This is a genomic window from Comamonas sp. 23, assembly GCF_049601575.1.
GTDB lineage: Bacteria > Pseudomonadota > Gammaproteobacteria > Burkholderiales > Burkholderiaceae_C > Comamonas > Comamonas squillarum.
Genome location: NZ_CP187127.1, coordinates 3,881,661 through 3,898,138, shown reverse-complemented (window position 1 = coordinate 3,898,138; position 16,478 = coordinate 3,881,661). Strand labels below are relative to the sequence as shown.

Genomic DNA, 16,478 nt, shown 5'->3' with positions numbered 1-16,478 from the left:
CGGCCGCTGATCCCGGAGAAGACCGTGCATAAGTTACTAGTCAATTCGCCCCGGCAGAAGGCGCAGGAGTTCGAGCTCGGCGCCGAGACCTTCACCATCGGCAAATCCAGCGACCGCTCCTTGCACCTGACCGGCTGGAACGTGGCGCGCGACCATGCGGTGGTGATGCTGCATGACGGCGACGTCTTCATCGAAGACCGGGGGAGCCTGTTTGGCACCTGGGTCAACAACGAGCGCGTGACCCGCTATGGCCCCTGCCGAGGGGGCGAGGAAGTGGTGGTCGGCGGGCATTCGATCATCGTTGTGCTCGATGACAAACTGGGCGGGCAGCGCGAAGAAGCGCACAGCCCGGGCCAGACAGCGCAGCCCGCGCTGGAGCACCAACGCCCCACGCGCAACGAGCCGCGCCCCGAGGACCCGATGCTGCAGTGGCGCCGCCTGCTGCACCGCCAGTTGCTCGAGCAATTGGAAGCGCGCCGCATCGACACCATCAAGATGAAGGACGATGAGCTGCGCTCCAACGTGCGCGCGCTGATTGCCGAGATCATCCGCGACACGCCCAACCTGCCCGAGACCATTGACCGCGCCGAGCTGAGCCAGCAGCTGCTCGACGAAGCCATTGGCCTGGGCCCACTGGAAGTGCTGCTGCAGGACGATTCGGTGACCGAAGTGATGGTCAACCGTTTTGACGAGATCTGGATCGAGCGGCGCGGCCGGCTGGAGCGCACCGATGTGTCCTTCACCAGCGATCTGGCGGTCAATGGCGCCATCGAGCGCATCGTGACGCCGCTGGGCCGGCGTATTGACGAGAGCTCGCCAATGGTCGATGCACGCCTCAAAGACGGCTCGCGGGTGAACGCCATCATCCCGCCGCTGGCGATTCGCGGCCCCAGCATCACCATCCGTAAGTTTCCGAAGAAGCGCATGGGCGCCGAGGGCATGGTGCAGTACCAGTCGATCTCGCAGGCCATGGTCGATTTCCTGCAGCTGGCGGTCGAGAACAAGCTCAACATCGTGGTCTCGGGCGGTACCGGCACCGGCAAGACCACCTTGCTGAACATGATGTCCAACTTCATCCCCAACGACGAGCGCATCCTGACGGTGGAGGATGCCGCCGAACTCTCGCTGAACCAGACCAACCTGGTATCGCTCGAAGCACGCCCGGCCAACGTCGAAGGCAAGGGCGCGGTGTCGATCCGCGACCTGGTCAAGAACTCGCTGCGGATGCGCCCGGACCGCATCGTCGTCGGTGAGTGCCGAAGCGGCGAGGCGCTGGACATGCTGCAGGCGATGAACACCGGCCACGATGGCTCGCTCACCACCTTGCACGCGAACTCGCCGCGCGATGCGGCAGCCCGTATGGAGGTGCTGGTGACCATGGCGGGCATGAACATCCCTGTTACCGCGATCCGCGAGCAGATCGCCTCGGCCATCCACCTGATGGTGCAGCTCACCCGCTTTCCCTGCGGCAGCCGCAAGATCACCCAGATCACCGAGGTGCTCAACTGCACCGATGGCGTGATCCAGATGCAGGATATTTTTGTCTTCCGCAAGACCGGGCTGGATGCCGAGTTCCGCACCCAGGGCCGCTTTGAGGCGACCGGGGTGATCCCGGACTTTGTTGCCAAGCTGGTTGAGCACGGCGTGCCGGTGAACATGGAGGAATTGTTCTTCCAGGGAGAGCCGGCATGAAGAACTGGCAGTTCCTCGGCTTTTTGCTGGCCGCCGCCGGCTTTGTGGTGCTCTCGGGCTGGCTGGTCTACAGCCGCATGGGGGAGTGGCGCGACAAGTCCAATGTCTACCTGCGCGGCCGTGGCCTCCGGATTCTGGGCATCTCGGAGTTCCATGCGCAAAAGGCGCTGACCCTGGCGACCGGCCATGTGGCCATGGTGGTCGTGGCCGGCATCATCACCTACCTGATTGCGCGCAACTGGTTGCTGGTGGTGGTGGTCTGCGGCGCCGTGTACTTTCTGCCAGCGCGCTGGTTTGCCTGGCAGCGCAAGAAGCGGCGCGAGCGCATCGAGGCCGAGCTGCCCGACGCCTTGCTCTTCATTGCCAGCGCATTGCGCGCAGGCAGTGCGCTGTCGGTGGCGCTGCAGATTCTGGTGCGTGACCAAAAAGGCCCGCTGGGCGATGAGTTCGCGATCGTGCTCAAGGAGCAGCGCATTGGCCTGTCGTTTGACGACGCGGTGCAGAACATGTCGCGGCGCATCCAGATTCCGGATTTTCTGCTGGTGGTGGTGGCCTTGCGCGTGGCCAAGGAAGTGGGCGGCAACCTGTCGGAGCCCCTGCAGCTGCTGGCCGAGACCCTGCGCAAGAAAGCGATGCTGGAGGGACGCATCAAGGCGCTCACGGCCCAGGGCCGCATCCAGGGCCTGGTGATGACCATGTTCCCGGTGGTGCTGGGCGGCATTCTGTACCTGATGCAGCCGACCATGCACCTGCTGTTTGTCACGCCCATCGGCTGGGGGGTGCTGGCCGTGATGGTCGTGATGCTCACCTTGGGCTATATGTCCATCAAGAAAATTGTCGCCATCGACATCTGAGCCATGAAAAACGCCATTCTGCTTGCCGCCATTTTTCTATCCGCTGTGATGGCCGGCATCATCTTGCTGTACTTCGTCGCCATCGTGCGCAAGGCCCGGCCATCGGTGCGCGAGCACATGGACCCGCTGCCCTGGGGCATTCGCCTCATCTGGCCAGCGGTCAACGTGCTGCAGTTCCATGTCTCGGAGATTGCGCCCACCTCCAGCCTGCTGCGCTGGAAGCGCAAGCTGCAGCTGGCTGGCCTGGAGTATGTACTCAAGGCCGAGGAGATCATCGCCGTGCGTGTGATCTCGATGGCATTGGTGGGGCTGGCCTTCACCGGCGCTGCGATGGCGCTGAAGATCGATGGCCAGTGGGTGCGCCTGGCCTGCCTGGCAGGCCTGCTGCTGGGCTGGATGCTGCCGGCGATCTGGGTCAATGACCGCAAGAAGCGCCGCGACAAGGAAGTGCTGCGCACCTTGCCCGGCTACCTCGACCTGATCACCCTGTGCTGCCAGGCGGGGCTGGGTTTGACGGCCGCGATCTCGCAGGCGGTGCAAAAAGGCCCCAGCGGTGCGATGCATGAGGAGCTTGAGCGCCTGCTGCGCGAGATGCGCACCGGCATGAGCCGTATGGATGCCTTCAACGCCATGGCCGAGCGCATGGACAACAAGCATGTGCGCGGCCTGGTCTCCAACCTTACGCAGGCCGAATCGCTGGGTGCCAGCGTCACCGATACCCTGGTCGCCATCTCCGAGCAGCGCCGTACCGAGCGCTTCCAGCATGCCGAGAAGCTGGCGATGGAAGCGCCCGTGAAGATGCTCGGCCCACTGGTGATCTTTATCTTTCCGGTCACCTTCATGGTGATCTTTTTTCCACTCGCGGTGCAGATGTACCAGACCTTGAAATGAAAGGGCCGGGCATGCCCGCAGTCAAAGTACAGCTGGCCCGGCGCTTTTCCGAGCGCGCCTTTGGCCTCATTTTTCGCCCGCCACCGGCCAGCGGCGAGGCGCTGGTGTTCGACCGCTGCGCGGCCGTGCACACCTGCTTCATGCGCTATGCGATCGATGTGGTGTTTGTCGATGCGCAGCAGCAGGTGCTGCGCATCAGCGCGGGCCTGGCGCCTTGGCGCATGGCCTGGTGCCGGGGTGCCAAGCGCGTGCTGGAGCTGCGCAGCGGCGAGGCCGCGCGCCTGGGCCTGGCGCCGGGCCAGCGGCTGCAACTGTGTTGAAGGAGCTTTGCCATGTTCTTGAAGAAAGCCAAGCCAGCGCGGCAACGCGGGGTGTCGATGACCGAGACCTTGATCGCGCTGCCGGTGGTACTGGTGTTCACGCTGTCGCTGATCCAGTTTGCGCTGATCTACCGCGCCAGGCTCACCTTGCGGTACGCCGCCAACGAGGCCGCGCGCGTGGGCTCGCTCAACAATGCGCTGCCGCTGCCCTATGACCTGCGCATTCCGCTGGCCAAGAAGGGCATGCTGGCCGATGTGAGCCTGGGCAATGTCAAATCGGCGCTCACCAAGGGCAGCGTCTGGCAGGGCTTTGTGCGTGGCATGATGCCGCTCTATGTGGCAGAGTCCAGCGTCTCTGGCCTGCTCAAGGGCTGGGTCAATACCAACACCGACCTGATCCAGGGCAGCTGTATCGAGTACGTCAACCCCACGCAGAACACCTTTTTGGACTGGGCCATGGTGGAGAACTATGGCGAGTCGCGCGGCATCGTGCGCATCCCCAACGACAGCCTGCGCTACCGCAAGCCGCTGCCCTATGAGCGCGATGCCCGCATGGGTGCCACCGACACCTACAACGGCGACACCCCGAACCTGGAAGACACGCGGCTGCGCGGCGCGGTCTCCAACAAGACCTTGGGCGAGACCAATATCCTGCACCTGCGCGTGCACTATGGCTACAAGCTCAGCGTGCCGATTGCCGGGCCCATCATCATCAAGGCCATGCAGGGCTACCGCTATGTCTCCAAGCACATCGGCTCGGTGCTGACCACCGGCGACGATGTGCTCGGTGCCGAAGCCACTGACCTCTCGGCCATCGATGCCTTCTTTCTGGCGAGCGACCGCTTTCCGCTCACGCAGGAAGCCTCGGTGGGCATGCAGTCCTCGCTGTACTGGCATCCGTTCTATGCCTTTGGGCCGGCGCGCGATACCTCGGACCTCAATGCCAGCTTCAAATGGGACGTGGCCGACGGCAACAGTGGGCTGGGCGACTACGCCACCCTGGTGCCGGATCTGGTCGGTAATATCCGCAACGGAGCGCAGTGGGTGACCGCCCATGTGGGCAATGCAGCCATGGATGGCCTCAAGGATGTGGTGGGCCTGCGCAATGCTTTTTGCCCCGCGATCTGGGCCAATCCGATGGGGGTGGAGAATGTTCCCAATCCATTCGATGCGGCGCCTTGATAGGTCCCTGGCTGCTGCTGCGGCGGCGCTGCTGCTGGTAGCTGCGCTGACCGCCGTGCTGGGCGCCGCCCCGGCCTGGGCGCAGACGGTGTGCAAGAGCGAGGGCGTTGAATACATTCTGGGGGGGGCCGCTGCCGCCGGATCCGGCTGCAAGGCCGCTGCCGCCGCTGCACCGCCAGCACGCCGCACCTTGCGCACGGCCGCATCCGCACCCGCCCCAGCGCTCACCCCGTCGCAAGGCCCGCGCCCGCGTGAAGGCGCAGATTTTGGCCAGGACGAGCGCCGCCTGATCCTGGAGACCGAGCTGAAAAAGGCCCAGCAGGTGCTGCAGGGCTTCTCGCAGGCGCTGGGCGGTTCAGCCGGCAGTGCGGCACCGGCAGACAAGAGCCGTGCGCTGGCCGATGTGCGGGCCCTCACGGCCGAGCTGGCCCGGCTGCCGCCGGTAGCAAGCCGCTGAGCGCATTAGTCTTGCTCCTCCAGCGATTGCAGCAGCGCGCCCGCGTTCGCATAGCCCGCCGCCTTGGACCGTTGGGCCCAGAACCGTGCGCCGGCAGCGTCATGGGTGTAGATGGCGATTTGCGCCAGGTTGTAGGCGGCGGCGCCATCGCCCAGATCTGCGGCCAGCACCAGCCAGTCCCGCGCCTGGGCGTCATCGTTGTTTACGGAGCGCAGGTGCTGGTAGACATTGAGGGCGGCGCGCTTGTCGCCCGCCTGCGCCAGGCGCTTTTGGCGCAGCAGCTCAGATTCCGACATGCGCGCAATGCCGGCGCTGTTGGCGCCGGGCTCATAGCGGATGCCGGTCGGCGGGGCGGGCAGCGGCGCGTAGGGGATTTGCTTGCAACCGGCGCTGGCCAGTAGCGCAAGCAATGCCAAGGGGAGGGCGGTGGAGGACAGGCGCATCGACGCATTGTGGCATTGCGCAAGCCGGCGCCGCCAACACCCTCAGCGCACAAAGGTGGAGGGCTGCAGATCTGGTGTGGTCGCCTTGCGCCGCTCCAGCCAGAATGCCTCGTTCTTTGTCAGCATCTGGAAGTCCTGCGCATCCTGCAGCTTTTGCGCCGCATCCATCGGCCAGTTCGGGTTGTAAATCAGCTCACGTGCCAGCGCCACCAGGTCCGCATGGCCGTTGCGCAAAATGGCCTCGGCCTGCTGCGCATGCACGATCAGGCCCACGGCCATCGTGCGCGCGCCGGTGGCAGCCTGGATGGCCGATGCCAGTTCGACCTGGTAGCCATAGCTGGCAGATTGGCCGCTGCGCAGCGGCGAGCCGGCAATGCCGCCCGAGGAGCAGTCGATCACATCGACACCCAGCGGCAGCAGGCGTTTGACCAGCGCGATGCTGTCCTCCAGCGTCCAGCCCCCGGGCGCGCCGTCGGTGCAAGACAGGCGCACAAAGAGGGGCAGGGCTGCTGGCCACACGGCGCGCACCGCATCGACGACGGTCAGCAGCAGCCGGCAGCGGTTGTCCAGGCTGCCGCCCCAGGCATCGCCGCGCTGGTTGGCCAGCGGTGACAGAAAGCTGTGCAGCAGGTAGCCATGGCCGGCATGCAGCTCCAGCACCTGGTAGCCCGCCTGCGCGGCGCGGCGGGCCGCAGCGGCAAAGGCCTCCACCACCTGCTGGATCTGCTGCAGCGACATGGGCAGCGGCGTTTCGAGGCCCTTGCCCGCCGGGATGGCGCTTGGGCCCATCGGCATCCAGGCATCCCAGTCGGCGATGTCCGGCTGGTAGGGCAGGGGCCCCCGGCCCTGTGCGGGTGTCAGTTGCCGGGCCTTTCGGCCGGCATGCATCAGCTGGATGCCCGGTGTGGTGCCGCAGTCGCGCATCAGCTGCACAATGCGCTGCAAGGGCGCGACCATGTCGTCCTGCCACAGCCCTATATCTCCCAAGGTGCCGCAGCCGCGCCGCTCCACACCGGTGCCTTCCTGGAACACCAGGCCGCTGCCGCCGGCGGCCAGGCGCCCCAGGTGCATCAGATGCCAGTCCTGCACCTGGCCGTGGCGGCCCTGGTACTGCCACATGGGGGCGGCGACGATGCGGTTCTTGATCACCACATCGCGCAGCTGCAGTGGGCTGAAAAGCTGGTTCTGGGTTTCGCTGTGGGCCATGGTGCTGCCGCCTACTTCTTGACCAGCGGGCAGGCCGATTCGGACAGCGGCAGGAAGGCCTTGTCGGCCGGCACCGTGCTGATGACCTTGTAGTAGTCCCAAGGTGCCTTGGACTCCTGCGGCGACTTGACCTGGAACAAGTACATGTCGTGCACCATCATGCCGTCCTCGCGCAGGCGCCCGTTCTTGGTGAAGACATCGTTGATGGGCATCTCGCGCATCTTGGCCATCACCGCCTTGGCGTCCGTACTGCCGGCCGCCTCCACGGCCTTCAGGTAGTGCTTGACCGAAGAGTAGGCGCCCATCTGGCTCATATTGGGCATGGCGTTGACCTTGGCGAAGTACTTCTTCGAGAACGCGCGCGTCTCGTCATTCATGTCCCAGTAGAAGGCCTCGGACAGCAGCATGCCCTGCGCAGTGCGCAGGCCCACCGAATGCACATCGTTGATGTACATCAGCAGCGAGGCGAGCTTTTGCTTGCTCTCGGGGGTGATGCCGAATTCGCGCGCAGCCTTGATCGAGTTGACCAGGTCATTGCCGAAGTTGGCCAGGCCGATCACATCGGCCTTGCTGGCCTGGGCCTGCACCACGGCCGATGAAAAGTCCGAGCCATTGAGCGGGTGCCGGGTCTCGCCGATCACCTTGCCGCCCACGGTGGCAATGGCCTGGGTGGTGGCCTTGACGATGTCATAGCCGCCCGAGTAGTCGGCTGTCAGAAAGTACCACTGCTTGCCGATCTTCTCGGCCGCCGCCTTGCCCACGGTATTGGCCAGCGCGTACGAGTTGTAGGCCCAGTGCGCGACGGTGGGGCCACACATGTCACCGGTGATGCGGTCGCTGGCCGGGCCGCTCATCACCAGCACCTTGCCTTTTTCCTTGGCGATGTTGAGCACCGCGAGCGCGGCCGCGGAGCCGCCCACGTCCTGGATCGCGTCGACGCCGTTGTCATACCATTCGCGCGCCTTGGCCGCTGCCGAGTCGGCCTTGCTCTGGTGGTCAAAGGTCAGCAGCTCGACCTTGCGGCCCAGCACCTGGCCGCCGGCCTCATCGAGCGCCATCTGGGCAGCGGTGATGCTGCCCTTGCCGGTGATGGCCGAGTAGACGCCCGACTGGTCAACGATCAGGCCGATGCGCACCGGCGGGCCCGATTGCGCGATGGCGCTCAATGATAGGCACAGCAGCGCTGCGGCCAGGCCCAGCGGTTTGACGGGTGCGCGCAGCGCGGGGAGGTGAGAAATACGCATGGTGGTGTCTCCTGTTCAGCTTGTTGTCAGTACCTGGGATTCGCGGATCATGTGCTGCCAGCGCAGGCGCTCGGCCTGCAAGAATTTTTCATAGGCCTCCGGGCCCTGGGCGGTGACCGAGACGCCTTGCTTTTCCAGCAGGTTCTTGAGCTCAGGCGCCTGCAGCTGGGCCACGGTGGTGCGGCCCAGGCGCTCTACAACCTGGGCACTGGTCTTGCGCGGCACAAAAAAGCCGTTCCAGATCGGCGCGGCATAGCCGGGGTAGCCCAGCTCGGCGACGGTGGGGATCTCGGGCCAGGAAGCCATGCGCTGCGCGCTCAAGGTGGCCAGCACGCGCAGCTTGCCCGACTGCACCTGCGGCCGGGTAAAGAGCGCCGTCATCATGCCCATGTCCACGCGCTGCTGCAGCAGGTCCGGCAGGGCCGGGGCCTCGCCCTTGTAGGGCGCATGGATCATTTGCGCGCCAACGAGCTTGCCCAGGTACTCCATCGCCACATGCAGCGGGCCCAGCGGCCCGGTGGACATATAGCGCAGCTTGCCCGGTGTCTTCTTCGCATCGGCCAGCAGCTCGCCCAGGGTCTGGTAGGGGCTGTCTTGCGCCACCACGAGCACATAGTCCACATTGCAGATCGAGGCCACCGCCGCAAAGTCGCGCTGCGGCCGGTAGCCCAGGTCGGGCATCGTGTGCTCGAGCACGATATTGGTGCCCACGCCGCCCATCAGCACGTTGTAGCCATCGGGTTCGGCATGGGCCACCTGGGTCGCGCCGATGGCGCCGGCTGCGCCCACCTTGTTGTCGACCACCACCGGCTGGCCCAGGCCCGGCTCCAGCGCCTTGGCCAGCAGGCGGCCGAGCACATCGGTGGCGCCGCCGGCGGCAAAGGGCACGACCAACCGCACCGGGCGCGACGGGTAGGGGCTCTGCGCCCAGGCGTGCTGGCCTGCCAGCAGGCTGGCTGCGCCCCAGGCTGCATTGCGCAGCAGCCAGCGTCGCCGGTCCCGGTTGGCGGGTGTTTGGGTTGGGGAAAGTTGGTCGTTCATGGCATTGTCTCCGTGTCCTTTTTGTGGTGTTGCCGTGTCCAGAGGCCCCTTTTGAGAAAGCTATAGCCGGGTTGCGCTGATCGTGAGCCCTCCGTCGATGTGCAAGGTCTGGCCGGTGATGTAGCCCGCCAGCGGGTGCAGCAAGAAGTCGATGGCATGGGCGATCTCCACCGGCTCGGACACCCGCTGTAGCGGCACGGCGGCGAGCAACGCCTCGGTCTGCGGCGCGCCGGGCGGACTGGCGGTCTTGAACAGCTCGGTGGCGACGGGCCCGGGGGCAATCACATTGACCGTTATCTGGTCCGGGGCCAGCTCCAGCGCCCAGGTGCGGCTCATGCCGATGACGGCGGCCTTGGTGGCGCTGTAGGCGGTGCGGTTGGGCTTGCCCAGCGCTGCGCGCGAGGAGATATTGACGACCCGGCCCGCGCGCGCCTGGCGCATGCCCGGCAGCAGCGCCTGCATGCAGACCAGGCAGGCGTTCACGTTCAGCGCCATGGCCTCGTTCATGTCGGCCACGCTGGTGTGGGCCAGGTCGGTGGTGTGGGCGAGCGCCGCGTTGTTGACCAGGCCATAGAACGGCGCCTGCGCGGCCAGGTCGCTGACCAGCGCCCGCGTGCCTTCCAGGTCCATCAGGTCACAGGCGATGAACTGCTCATCGGGCCGCGCGTCGGCGGGGATGCTGCGGGCCAGGCCAATCGTCTGGTAGCCCTTGTCGGCGAGGTAGCGCATCGTGGCGCGGCCAATGCCCCGGCTGGCGCCGGTCACCAATACGCGGGGTTGGCGGGAGCTGTCTGTCATGCCTGGCCTTTCAATAGTTGTCGACCGATGATGGTCTTTTGCACTTCGGTCGCACCTTCGTAGATGCGCATAGGGCGCACTTCGCGGTAGAGGCGCTCGACCACGCTGCCGCAGGTGATGCCCATGCCGCCCCACAGCTGCACGGCGGCATCGACCACCTGGAAGGCGGCCTCGGTGCCCTGCATCTTGGCCATCGCCGCCTCGGTGCTGATGCGGCGCTGGCGCACATCGCGCAGCCAGGCGGCCTTGTGCACCAGCAGGCGTGCGGCTTCCAGCTGGGTGGCCATATCGGCCAGCTTGTGCTGCACGGTCTGCATCTCGGCCATCGCCTGGCCATAGAGCTGGCGCTGGCTGACCCGCGCCAGGGTCTCATCGAGCGCGCGCTGGCCCATGCCCAGCGCGGCGGCCCCCACCGAGCTGCGGAAGATATCGAGCACGCCCATCGCCACCTTGAAGCCTTCGCCCGGCTGGCCAAGCAGGCGGCCCGCAGGCACCTTGCACGCGTCAAAATGGATCTCGGCGAGCGGGTGGGGCGCGATGATGTCGATGGCGCGGTGGATGTGGAGGCCCGGGGTGTCGGCATCGACCAGCAAGGCCGACAGGCCGCTCGCGCCCCTGGCCTCTTCGGTGCGGGCGATGACCACATAGAAGTCGGCGATGCCGCCGTTGGAGATATAGGACTTGGCGCCATCGAGCAGGTAGTGGTCGCCCTGCAGCACCGCCCGTGTCTTGGTAGCGGCCACGTCCGAGCCGCCATCGGGCTCGGTCAGCGCAAACGCTGCCACCTTGCGGCCCTGGCTGCAGGCCTGCACATAGGGCGCCACCAGCTGCGCATCACCCTTTTGCCATAGCGCAGCACTGCCGATGCCCTGCATGCTGAAGACAAAATCGGCCAGCGGCGCGTAGTAGCCCAGGCATTCGCGCACCAGGCAGATGGCGCGCAGGTCCACCGCAGGCGGCAGACCATCGGCCATTGCCGGCGCCGCATATTCCAGCAGGCCATGCTGGGCGAGGCTGTGCAGCCAGTGGGCGCATTCGGCCTGCAGGTCGTGCGGGGTTTCATCGGCCAGGCGCGCACGGTTGTGGCTGATCCAGTCGTTGAGCCGGGCGATGACCTCGGCATGCCGCTCGTCAAAAAATGGCGTCTCGGCCAGGGTCCAGCTGTGTTTCATGCGCTGGCCTCCTGGGCGAGCAGGCTGTGGGCCAGGTCGCGCAGCTCGTTGCGTTTGACCTTCTTGCCATTGGGCCCCATGGTGTAGGGAAAGGTCTCGACCCGGAAGATACGGATGGGCACCTTGTAGCGCGCAATCTGCTGCTGCAGCTGGGCCTTGATCGCCTCCTCGTCCCAGCGTTGGTCGGCGTTGTCCCGGGGATCCAGCACAAAGGCCACCGGGCGCGAGCTGCCCGAGGCATTGACCGCGACCACCTGGCATGCGCTGGCGCCGCAAAGCGCCATCACCGACTCCTCAATCTCGGCCGGGTTGACCAAAAAGCCGCCGATGCGCAGCACATCGCCCAGGCGCGAGATATGCGTGAAGCCGCCATCGCCATTGAGGTAGCCCAGATCACCCGAGCGCAGGAAGCCGTCATCGGTAAAGGCCTGCTGCGTCGCCTGCGCGTCGTGCAGGTACTGCTGCATCAAGGTGGGGCTGTAGAACTCCAGCTCACCGGGCTCTTGCGCCTCGGCGATGGCGCCGGTCTCCAGATTGCGCACGCGCACCCGTGCCTGCGGGCAGACCGGAAAACCGCCGGACTGGGCGCGCCGGGGCAGAGGCGCCGCCGGGTCCTGGTGGGCAAACAGCGCAAAGGTCTCGCTCATGCCAAAGCAGCCGACCATCGGTATGCCGTACTGCAAGGCACGGGCGGGCAGCGCATCGAGCCCGGGCACAAAATTGGCATGGCCAAAAAAGCGCAGCGCCTGCGGCTGCCAGCCCGAGGGCAGCTCGGCGATGAGTTTGTCGACCATGTCGTTGGTGCCAAACATATGGGTGATGGGCTCGCGCTGCAGGCAGGCCGCTGCACGTGCGGTATCGAATACCTCGTGCAGCACCAGGCACGCGCCAGCTGCCAAGGTGGCCATCGCCGCCGTGTAGCCAAAGGCCCCGCACAGCGGCAGCGCCAGCAGGCTGCGGCAGCCGCTGTCGATGCCAAAGCCGGGTGCCACATCCTGTGCATGCTGGGCCACGCTGGCCTGGCGGTGCACGATGAGCTTGGGCTGGCTGGTGGTGCCCGAGGACGACAGGATGATGCAGGTCTGCGCGCCCTGGCAGTTGCTGCTGTGCGGCGTTGTTGCGGCTGCGGCCATCAGCGCCTGCCAGGGCTGGATCTGCAGCACGCCGCCACCGGCCTGCAGCGGGGCAGAGGCAGCGGTAGCCGGGCTCAGGCTGGCATCGACCAGGCACTGCAGGCTGCCGCCTTGCTGCGCCAGAATTTGCTCCAGGCTATTGCCGGGCAGCAGGCTGGCAGCACTCGCGGCTGCGCCATTCATCACGGCCAGCGCATTGGCGGTGGCTCGGTCAAAGGCCAGCGCCTTGCAGCCGGAGCGGTCGATAAAGCGGCTGATCTCCTTGACGCCCAGCTTGAGGTTGAGGCTCAAGCTGGTGATGCCCAACTGGGCGCAGGCCAGGTGCAGCAGCAGCCAGTGGGGCGTGTTGGGCAGCCACAGGCCCAGCACATCGCCGGCCACCAGGCCTTGCTGGCGCAGGCCGTGGGCGCATTGCTGCACCTGGCTGCGCAGCTGGGCATAGCTGTGGGTGCTGGCGCCAAACTGCAGCGCGGGCGCATCGTCCGCGCCCAGCGCCAGCAGGCTGCGCACATCGTTGGCCCGCGCGCTGGGGGGCGCGCTGGCCATAGTTTGGGAGGTCATAGGTCGGCCTTTAGACGGTGGCCACGGGGGTGACGGGCGAGCCCACGGCGCCGGGCAGGCGCAACGCAGGGGCCGTGAGCATGAAGCGGTAGCGGCCATGGGCCTGCAGCCACTGCGCCAGCGGGTGCAGGTACCACAGCTCGCCAAACGGCATGCCGAGCTTGAACAGGCACAGCTCATGCAGTGGCAAAAAGGCGCAGTTGCCATCGACGGGCCGGCCGGGCACCGATTCGATGCCGTAGTTGTCGGCCACCAAGGTGGTGATGTGGCTGTCGATGATCCACTGCTGCAGCTCGGGATCACGCCCGTCGAGCACCGCGCCGACGGTCTCGGGCATATCGGACTTCGGCGGGCCATCGCAGGCGAGCAGCAGCTCGCTAAAGCCGGTGTAGAGCGCGACGATGTCGCCACGGGTCACCTCGATGCCATCGGCCTTGAGCACCTCCTTGAGCATCTTGCCCGAGACGAGCGTGTGGCCGTCGCCAAAGTGGCGGCGCAGGTTGACCAGCACGCCCCGGCCCTGGATGGCCTGCTCGGCCAGGCGCTCCACACCCAGCGCCTTGGCGCGGGACTGGCCGCCCATGTCCGGCAGGTCATCGGGCGCCAGAATGTCGATACCGGCCTGGAAGCCGTTGTAGTAGACCAGCTCGTCGACGCCATCGCCATTGATGTCGAAATGGCTGCCCACGTGCGAGAGCGCATCCCACTGCGTCGAGTACTGCAGGTAAATCTCGGCATAGTCGTCGCTGACCACATCGGTGTAGTTCGGGTTCTCACGCGAGAGCGCAAAGTTCAGGCCTGGGCCCAGCGGGCGGCGCGAGGGCTTGATGATCGGCGGGTGGCGGCGCGGGTTGAGCGCATTGCCGCCGGGCTTGTCCAGCGGCAGGCTCAGGCAAAAGCGCTCGCCGGTCTGTATCTCCTGCGCCGCTTCTTTGACCTTGTCCGCCGTCAGGTAGTTCAGGCGGCCGAGCTGGTCATCGGGGCCAAAGTCGCCCCAGTTCGATTGCGCGGGGCGCTGGGTCCAGCGCGGCGAGCCGGCGCTGCCGACAACTGGGGCAAGGTGCGGGGCATGTACAGGGCGGTAGGCGTTCATAGGGTTTTCCAGATAACGGGGGAGACAGCGCGCAGCGGCGATCTGCCGTAGCTTGTGCGCACCTCAAGAGGTACCGAGCAACTATGAGACGGGATGTGCCGGGATGGCAAAAGCTGGCAGCACGGATGTTCACGATATGAACTCAGGTTTTCCCGGGGCGCAAAGCCCTGCGCGCTTGGTCAAGGTGCTGCGGCTGCTCACGCGCCACCATGTGCAAGGCCTGTCGATTGCGGAATTGACCGCGCAGTCGGGGCTGGACCGCTCGACCGCACGGCGCTTGCTGATGGTGCTGGCCCAGTCTGGCTATGCGGCCAAGGATGCGGTCACAGGCCGCTACCGCTTGGGGGTCGAAGCCATGCTGACGGGGCTGGCGGCGATGGCCAAGCCGCCCATCTTCGAGGTCTGTCACCCGGTGATGGTCAGCGTGGCCCGGCGCAGCGGCGACACGGTGTTTCTGATCATCCGCGTGGGCGACTTTGCCCACTGCCTGCATGTGCAGCCGGGCAGCACGGTGCTGCATGCCCACAGCCTGATGACCGGGCAGATCCGCCTGCTGGGCCAGGGCACGGCCAGCCTGGCGCTGGCCGCCAGCCTGCGCGATGCCGAGCTGGAGCAGATCTACCAGCGCCGCCGGCTGGACTACGAGGCCGCCGGCATCAGCCAGGAGCGGCTGATGGACATGGTGCGCCAGACGCGCAAACGCGGCCATGCGCTCAGCGTCAACCTGCTCACCTCGGGCGCCACCGGCGTGGGGCTGGCGATCGAGTTCCAGACCGCCCATAGCGCGCACATGGCCGCCATCAGCGTGGCCAACCACGACGCGCAGATGGATGCGCTGCACCAGGCGCAGGCGCTGCAGGTGCTGCGCGAGGAGTTGGCCCAGGCGGGTATTGCGCAGGTGGGCGGCGGCGATCGCGTAGGACGGTAGCGCAGAGTGGCCGCTGGCAAGCCAGGGAGCGGAACCTGGGCCGCGCCCTGGGCTCCAAGTGCGTTCTTTTGTGCACTTTTAACGCGGAGCCCTGATACATGACGACTGAAGAAATTCGTGCCACTTTGACCCTGTGCCTGCTCGCCTCGTTCGCCGATGGCGAGAAGCACGAGCGCGAGCGCGAGCAGATCCGCCAGGTGGCCGAGGGCCTGGCGGCCGACCAGCAGATCAACCTGCCCCACCTCTACCAGGATGTGCTGCTGCGCCGTGTGCAATTGGGCGATGTGCTGGCCCAACTGCAGACCACCGAGGCGCGCCAGCTCGCCTATGAGATGGCGCTGTGCGTCTGCGAAGCCGATGGCAGCACCAGCCCCAAGGAAGCGGCCTTTTTGGCGCAACTGCGCGAGGCTTTTGGTACGGCAGGGCAGGCGCCCACCGCGCCCGGTCCTACCGCAGCGCCTGCAGTGGCTGCCGCGACGGGGATGGCTGCAGCGGCAGCGTTGGCCACGCCGCCTGCGCAGGCGCTGGCCGGCAACCTGGTCGATGCGCCATTGAACGCCGCCTTGCCCGACACCCCGCTGGCGCTGACGGAGCCCGCGCCCCATCCGGCAGCGGCCGACCCGCTGGTGCCGGCGCAGGCCGAGCGCCGGCCTTCGAGCTTGTCGGTGGAGGCGATGGACCAGAAGATCCTCAAGGCCTCGGTTCTCAACGGTGCGATCGAGCTGCTGCCCGAGAACCTCTCGACGCTGGCGATCATTCCGCTGCAGATGCGCCTGGTCTACCAGATCGGGCAGAACTATGGCTACGAGCTGGACAAGGGCCACATCAAGGACCTGCTGGGCGCGCTGGGTGTCGGCTTGACCTCGCAGTACCTGGAGCAGGCGGGGCGCAAGCTGCTGGGTGGCCTGCTGGGCAAGGCCGGCAAAGGCCTGCTCGGCGGCCTGGGCCGGCAGGCCGTCAGCAGCGGCATGAGCTTTGCCTCCACCTATGCGCTGGGCCATGTCGCCAACCAGTACTACGCCGGCGGGCGCCAGCTGTCGACTGACATGCTGAAGAACGCCTACCAGCATGTGATGCAGGATGGCCGCCAGCTGCAGTCGCGCTACCAGGCGCAGATGCAGGAGACTGCGAGCGGCCTGAACACCGCCAAGATCCTGTCGATGGTGCGTGGCGGTCAGTAGCGATATTTCTGAATGTAACTATCGCTGTAGGTCAAATGCTTGAATAAATGCAGGACGACACCGGCAAGGTTGTCAAAATGCATGAATAGTCGCTTGGTGATTTTGCGATGGGGTTCTGCCCAGCCCGCCATTTTGGCGGGCTTTTTTGTCTGACGTCTGCGCGACAAAAAATCATACAAAAACTAGCACTTATCCTATATTTCTCCTCTGAGTTCTGGCGGAGAAAGACCCGAAGTGCACGGCATATTCTGTCGCTCAAGAGGGCGAGGGCGGTAACCCGCA

At 66.1% G+C, this 16,478-nt stretch carries 16 protein-coding genes; 8 read left to right on the top strand and 8 right to left on the bottom strand.

Features of this window, described 5'->3' with window-relative positions:
* The first annotated feature begins 24 nt into the window (after positions 1–24).
* From ACPEE1_RS17610 to ACPEE1_RS17585, 6 genes are read left to right on the top strand one after another with little or no spacing between them, the layout of a single operon-like run.
* A complete protein-coding gene (locus tag ACPEE1_RS17610; RefSeq protein ID WP_423934158.1) occupies positions 25–1,692 on the top strand; it encodes an ATPase, T2SS/T4P/T4SS family in 1,668 nt (555 codons plus the stop codon).
* On the top strand, positions 1,689–2,546 hold the full coding sequence (locus ACPEE1_RS17605) for a type II secretion system F family protein (protein WP_116924832.1): 858 nt from the start codon (positions 1,689–1,691) through the stop codon (positions 2,544–2,546). Before ACPEE1_RS17610 ends, ACPEE1_RS17605 begins: the two co-directional genes overlap by 4 nt.
* A gap of 3 nt (positions 2,547–2,549) precedes the next feature.
* Entirely contained in the window at positions 2,550–3,437 is an 888-nt protein-coding gene (locus ACPEE1_RS17600) for a type II secretion system F family protein (RefSeq protein ID WP_116924833.1), read from the top strand.
* 11 nt (positions 3,438–3,448) lie between these two features.
* Positions 3,449–3,757 (top strand): DUF192 domain-containing protein, encoded by a 309-nt coding sequence (locus ACPEE1_RS17595; protein ID WP_243419251.1) that lies wholly within the window; start codon positions 3,449–3,451, stop codon positions 3,755–3,757.
* 12 nt (positions 3,758–3,769) lie between these two features.
* Entirely contained in the window at positions 3,770–4,939 is a 1,170-nt protein-coding gene (locus tag ACPEE1_RS17590; RefSeq protein WP_423934154.1) for a TadE family protein, read from the top strand.
* Positions 4,908–5,396 (top strand): hypothetical protein, encoded by a 489-nt coding sequence (locus ACPEE1_RS17585; RefSeq protein ID WP_423934151.1) that lies wholly within the window; start codon positions 4,908–4,910, stop codon positions 5,394–5,396. Before ACPEE1_RS17590 ends, ACPEE1_RS17585 begins: the two co-directional genes overlap by 32 nt.
* A 5-nt stretch (positions 5,397–5,401) precedes the next feature.
* Here ACPEE1_RS17585 and ACPEE1_RS17580 read toward each other — a convergent pair whose 3' ends face one another.
* From ACPEE1_RS17580 to ACPEE1_RS17545, 8 genes are read right to left on the bottom strand one after another with little or no spacing between them, the layout of a single operon-like run.
* Positions 5,402–5,839 carry a hypothetical protein gene (locus ACPEE1_RS17580; RefSeq protein WP_116924837.1) on the bottom strand — a complete coding sequence of 146 codons (438 nt, stop codon included), beginning with the start codon at positions 5,837–5,839 and terminating at the stop codon, positions 5,402–5,404.
* 42 nt (positions 5,840–5,881) lie between these two features.
* On the bottom strand, positions 5,882–7,045 hold the full coding sequence (locus ACPEE1_RS17575; RefSeq protein ID WP_423934148.1) for an NADH:flavin oxidoreductase/NADH oxidase: 1,164 nt from the start codon (positions 7,043–7,045) through the stop codon (positions 5,882–5,884).
* Between the two features lie 11 nt (positions 7,046–7,056).
* Positions 7,057–8,289 carry an ABC transporter substrate-binding protein gene (locus tag ACPEE1_RS17570; protein WP_116924935.1) on the bottom strand — a complete coding sequence of 411 codons (1,233 nt, stop codon included), beginning with the start codon at positions 8,287–8,289 and terminating at the stop codon, positions 7,057–7,059.
* A gap of 15 nt (positions 8,290–8,304) precedes the next feature.
* The gene (locus ACPEE1_RS17565; RefSeq protein WP_423934145.1) at positions 8,305–9,330 is read right to left on the bottom strand and encodes a Bug family tripartite tricarboxylate transporter substrate binding protein; all 1,026 of its coding nucleotides are present in this window, start codon (positions 9,328–9,330) and stop codon (positions 8,305–8,307) included.
* Positions 9,331–9,390: 60 nt separating this feature from the next.
* A complete protein-coding gene (locus ACPEE1_RS17560) occupies positions 9,391–10,128 on the bottom strand; it encodes an SDR family oxidoreductase (RefSeq protein WP_182345182.1) in 738 nt (245 codons plus the stop codon).
* Positions 10,125–11,300: an acyl-CoA dehydrogenase family protein gene (locus ACPEE1_RS17555; protein WP_260719032.1), complete on the bottom strand. Its 1,176-nt coding sequence runs from the start codon at positions 11,298–11,300 to the stop codon at positions 10,125–10,127. The genes ACPEE1_RS17560 and ACPEE1_RS17555 overlap by 4 nt, the downstream gene beginning before the upstream one ends.
* Positions 11,297–12,994 carry an AMP-binding protein gene (locus ACPEE1_RS17550; RefSeq protein WP_423934142.1) on the bottom strand — a complete coding sequence of 566 codons (1,698 nt, stop codon included), beginning with the start codon at positions 12,992–12,994 and terminating at the stop codon, positions 11,297–11,299. The genes ACPEE1_RS17555 and ACPEE1_RS17550 overlap by 4 nt, the downstream gene beginning before the upstream one ends.
* 10 nt (positions 12,995–13,004) lie before the next feature.
* A complete protein-coding gene (locus ACPEE1_RS17545; RefSeq protein ID WP_116924843.1) occupies positions 13,005–14,087 on the bottom strand; it encodes a cyclase family protein in 1,083 nt (360 codons plus the stop codon).
* Positions 14,088–14,223: 136 nt separating this feature from the next.
* Here ACPEE1_RS17545 and ACPEE1_RS17540 point away from each other — a divergent pair, with 136 nt between their 5' ends.
* Both ACPEE1_RS17540 and ACPEE1_RS17535 read left to right on the top strand, forming a co-directional pair.
* Positions 14,224–15,015 carry an IclR family transcriptional regulator gene (locus ACPEE1_RS17540; protein WP_182345186.1) on the top strand — a complete coding sequence of 264 codons (792 nt, stop codon included), beginning with the start codon at positions 14,224–14,226 and terminating at the stop codon, positions 15,013–15,015.
* 98 nt (positions 15,016–15,113) lie between these two features.
* Positions 15,114–16,196 (top strand): TerB family tellurite resistance protein, encoded by a 1,083-nt coding sequence (locus ACPEE1_RS17535; protein ID WP_260719034.1) that lies wholly within the window; start codon positions 15,114–15,116, stop codon positions 16,194–16,196.
* The last annotated feature ends 282 nt before the right edge of the window (positions 16,197–16,478 follow it).

Excerpts from the sequence above, each read along its gene's own strand:
- ACPEE1_RS17595 (WP_243419251.1), top strand. The coding sequence starts at position 3,449 with ATGCCCGCAGTCAAAGTACAGCTGGCCCGGCGCTTTTCCGAGCGCGCC.
- ACPEE1_RS17600 (WP_116924833.1), top strand. The coding sequence starts at position 2,550 with ATGAAAAACGCCATTCTGCTTGCCGCCATTTTTCTATCCGCTGTGATG.
- ACPEE1_RS17585 (WP_423934151.1), top strand. The coding sequence starts at position 4,908 with ATGTTCCCAATCCATTCGATGCGGCGCCTTGATAGGTCCCTGGCTGCT.
- ACPEE1_RS17570 (WP_116924935.1), bottom strand. The coding sequence starts at position 8,289 with ATGCGTATTTCTCACCTCCCCGCGCTGCGCGCACCCGTCAAACCGCTG.
- ACPEE1_RS17605 (WP_116924832.1), top strand. The coding sequence starts at position 1,689 with ATGAAGAACTGGCAGTTCCTCGGCTTTTTGCTGGCCGCCGCCGGCTTT.
- ACPEE1_RS17565 (WP_423934145.1), bottom strand. The coding sequence starts at position 9,330 with ATGAACGACCAACTTTCCCCAACCCAAACACCCGCCAACCGGGACCGG.
- ACPEE1_RS17590 (WP_423934154.1), top strand. The coding sequence starts at position 3,770 with ATGTTCTTGAAGAAAGCCAAGCCAGCGCGGCAACGCGGGGTGTCGATG.
- ACPEE1_RS17575 (WP_423934148.1), bottom strand. The coding sequence starts at position 7,045 with ATGGCCCACAGCGAAACCCAGAACCAGCTTTTCAGCCCACTGCAGCTG.
- ACPEE1_RS17555 (WP_260719032.1), bottom strand. The coding sequence starts at position 11,300 with ATGAAACACAGCTGGACCCTGGCCGAGACGCCATTTTTTGACGAGCGG.
- ACPEE1_RS17580 (WP_116924837.1), bottom strand. The coding sequence starts at position 5,839 with ATGCGCCTGTCCTCCACCGCCCTCCCCTTGGCATTGCTTGCGCTACTG.
- ACPEE1_RS17560 (WP_182345182.1), bottom strand. The coding sequence starts at position 10,128 with ATGACAGACAGCTCCCGCCAACCCCGCGTATTGGTGACCGGCGCCAGC.
- ACPEE1_RS17535 (WP_260719034.1), top strand. The coding sequence starts at position 15,114 with ATGACGACTGAAGAAATTCGTGCCACTTTGACCCTGTGCCTGCTCGCC.
- ACPEE1_RS17550 (WP_423934142.1), bottom strand. The coding sequence starts at position 12,994 with ATGACCTCCCAAACTATGGCCAGCGCGCCCCCCAGCGCGCGGGCCAAC.
- ACPEE1_RS17545 (WP_116924843.1), bottom strand. The coding sequence starts at position 14,087 with ATGAACGCCTACCGCCCTGTACATGCCCCGCACCTTGCCCCAGTTGTC.
- ACPEE1_RS17540 (WP_182345186.1), top strand. The coding sequence starts at position 14,224 with ATGAACTCAGGTTTTCCCGGGGCGCAAAGCCCTGCGCGCTTGGTCAAG.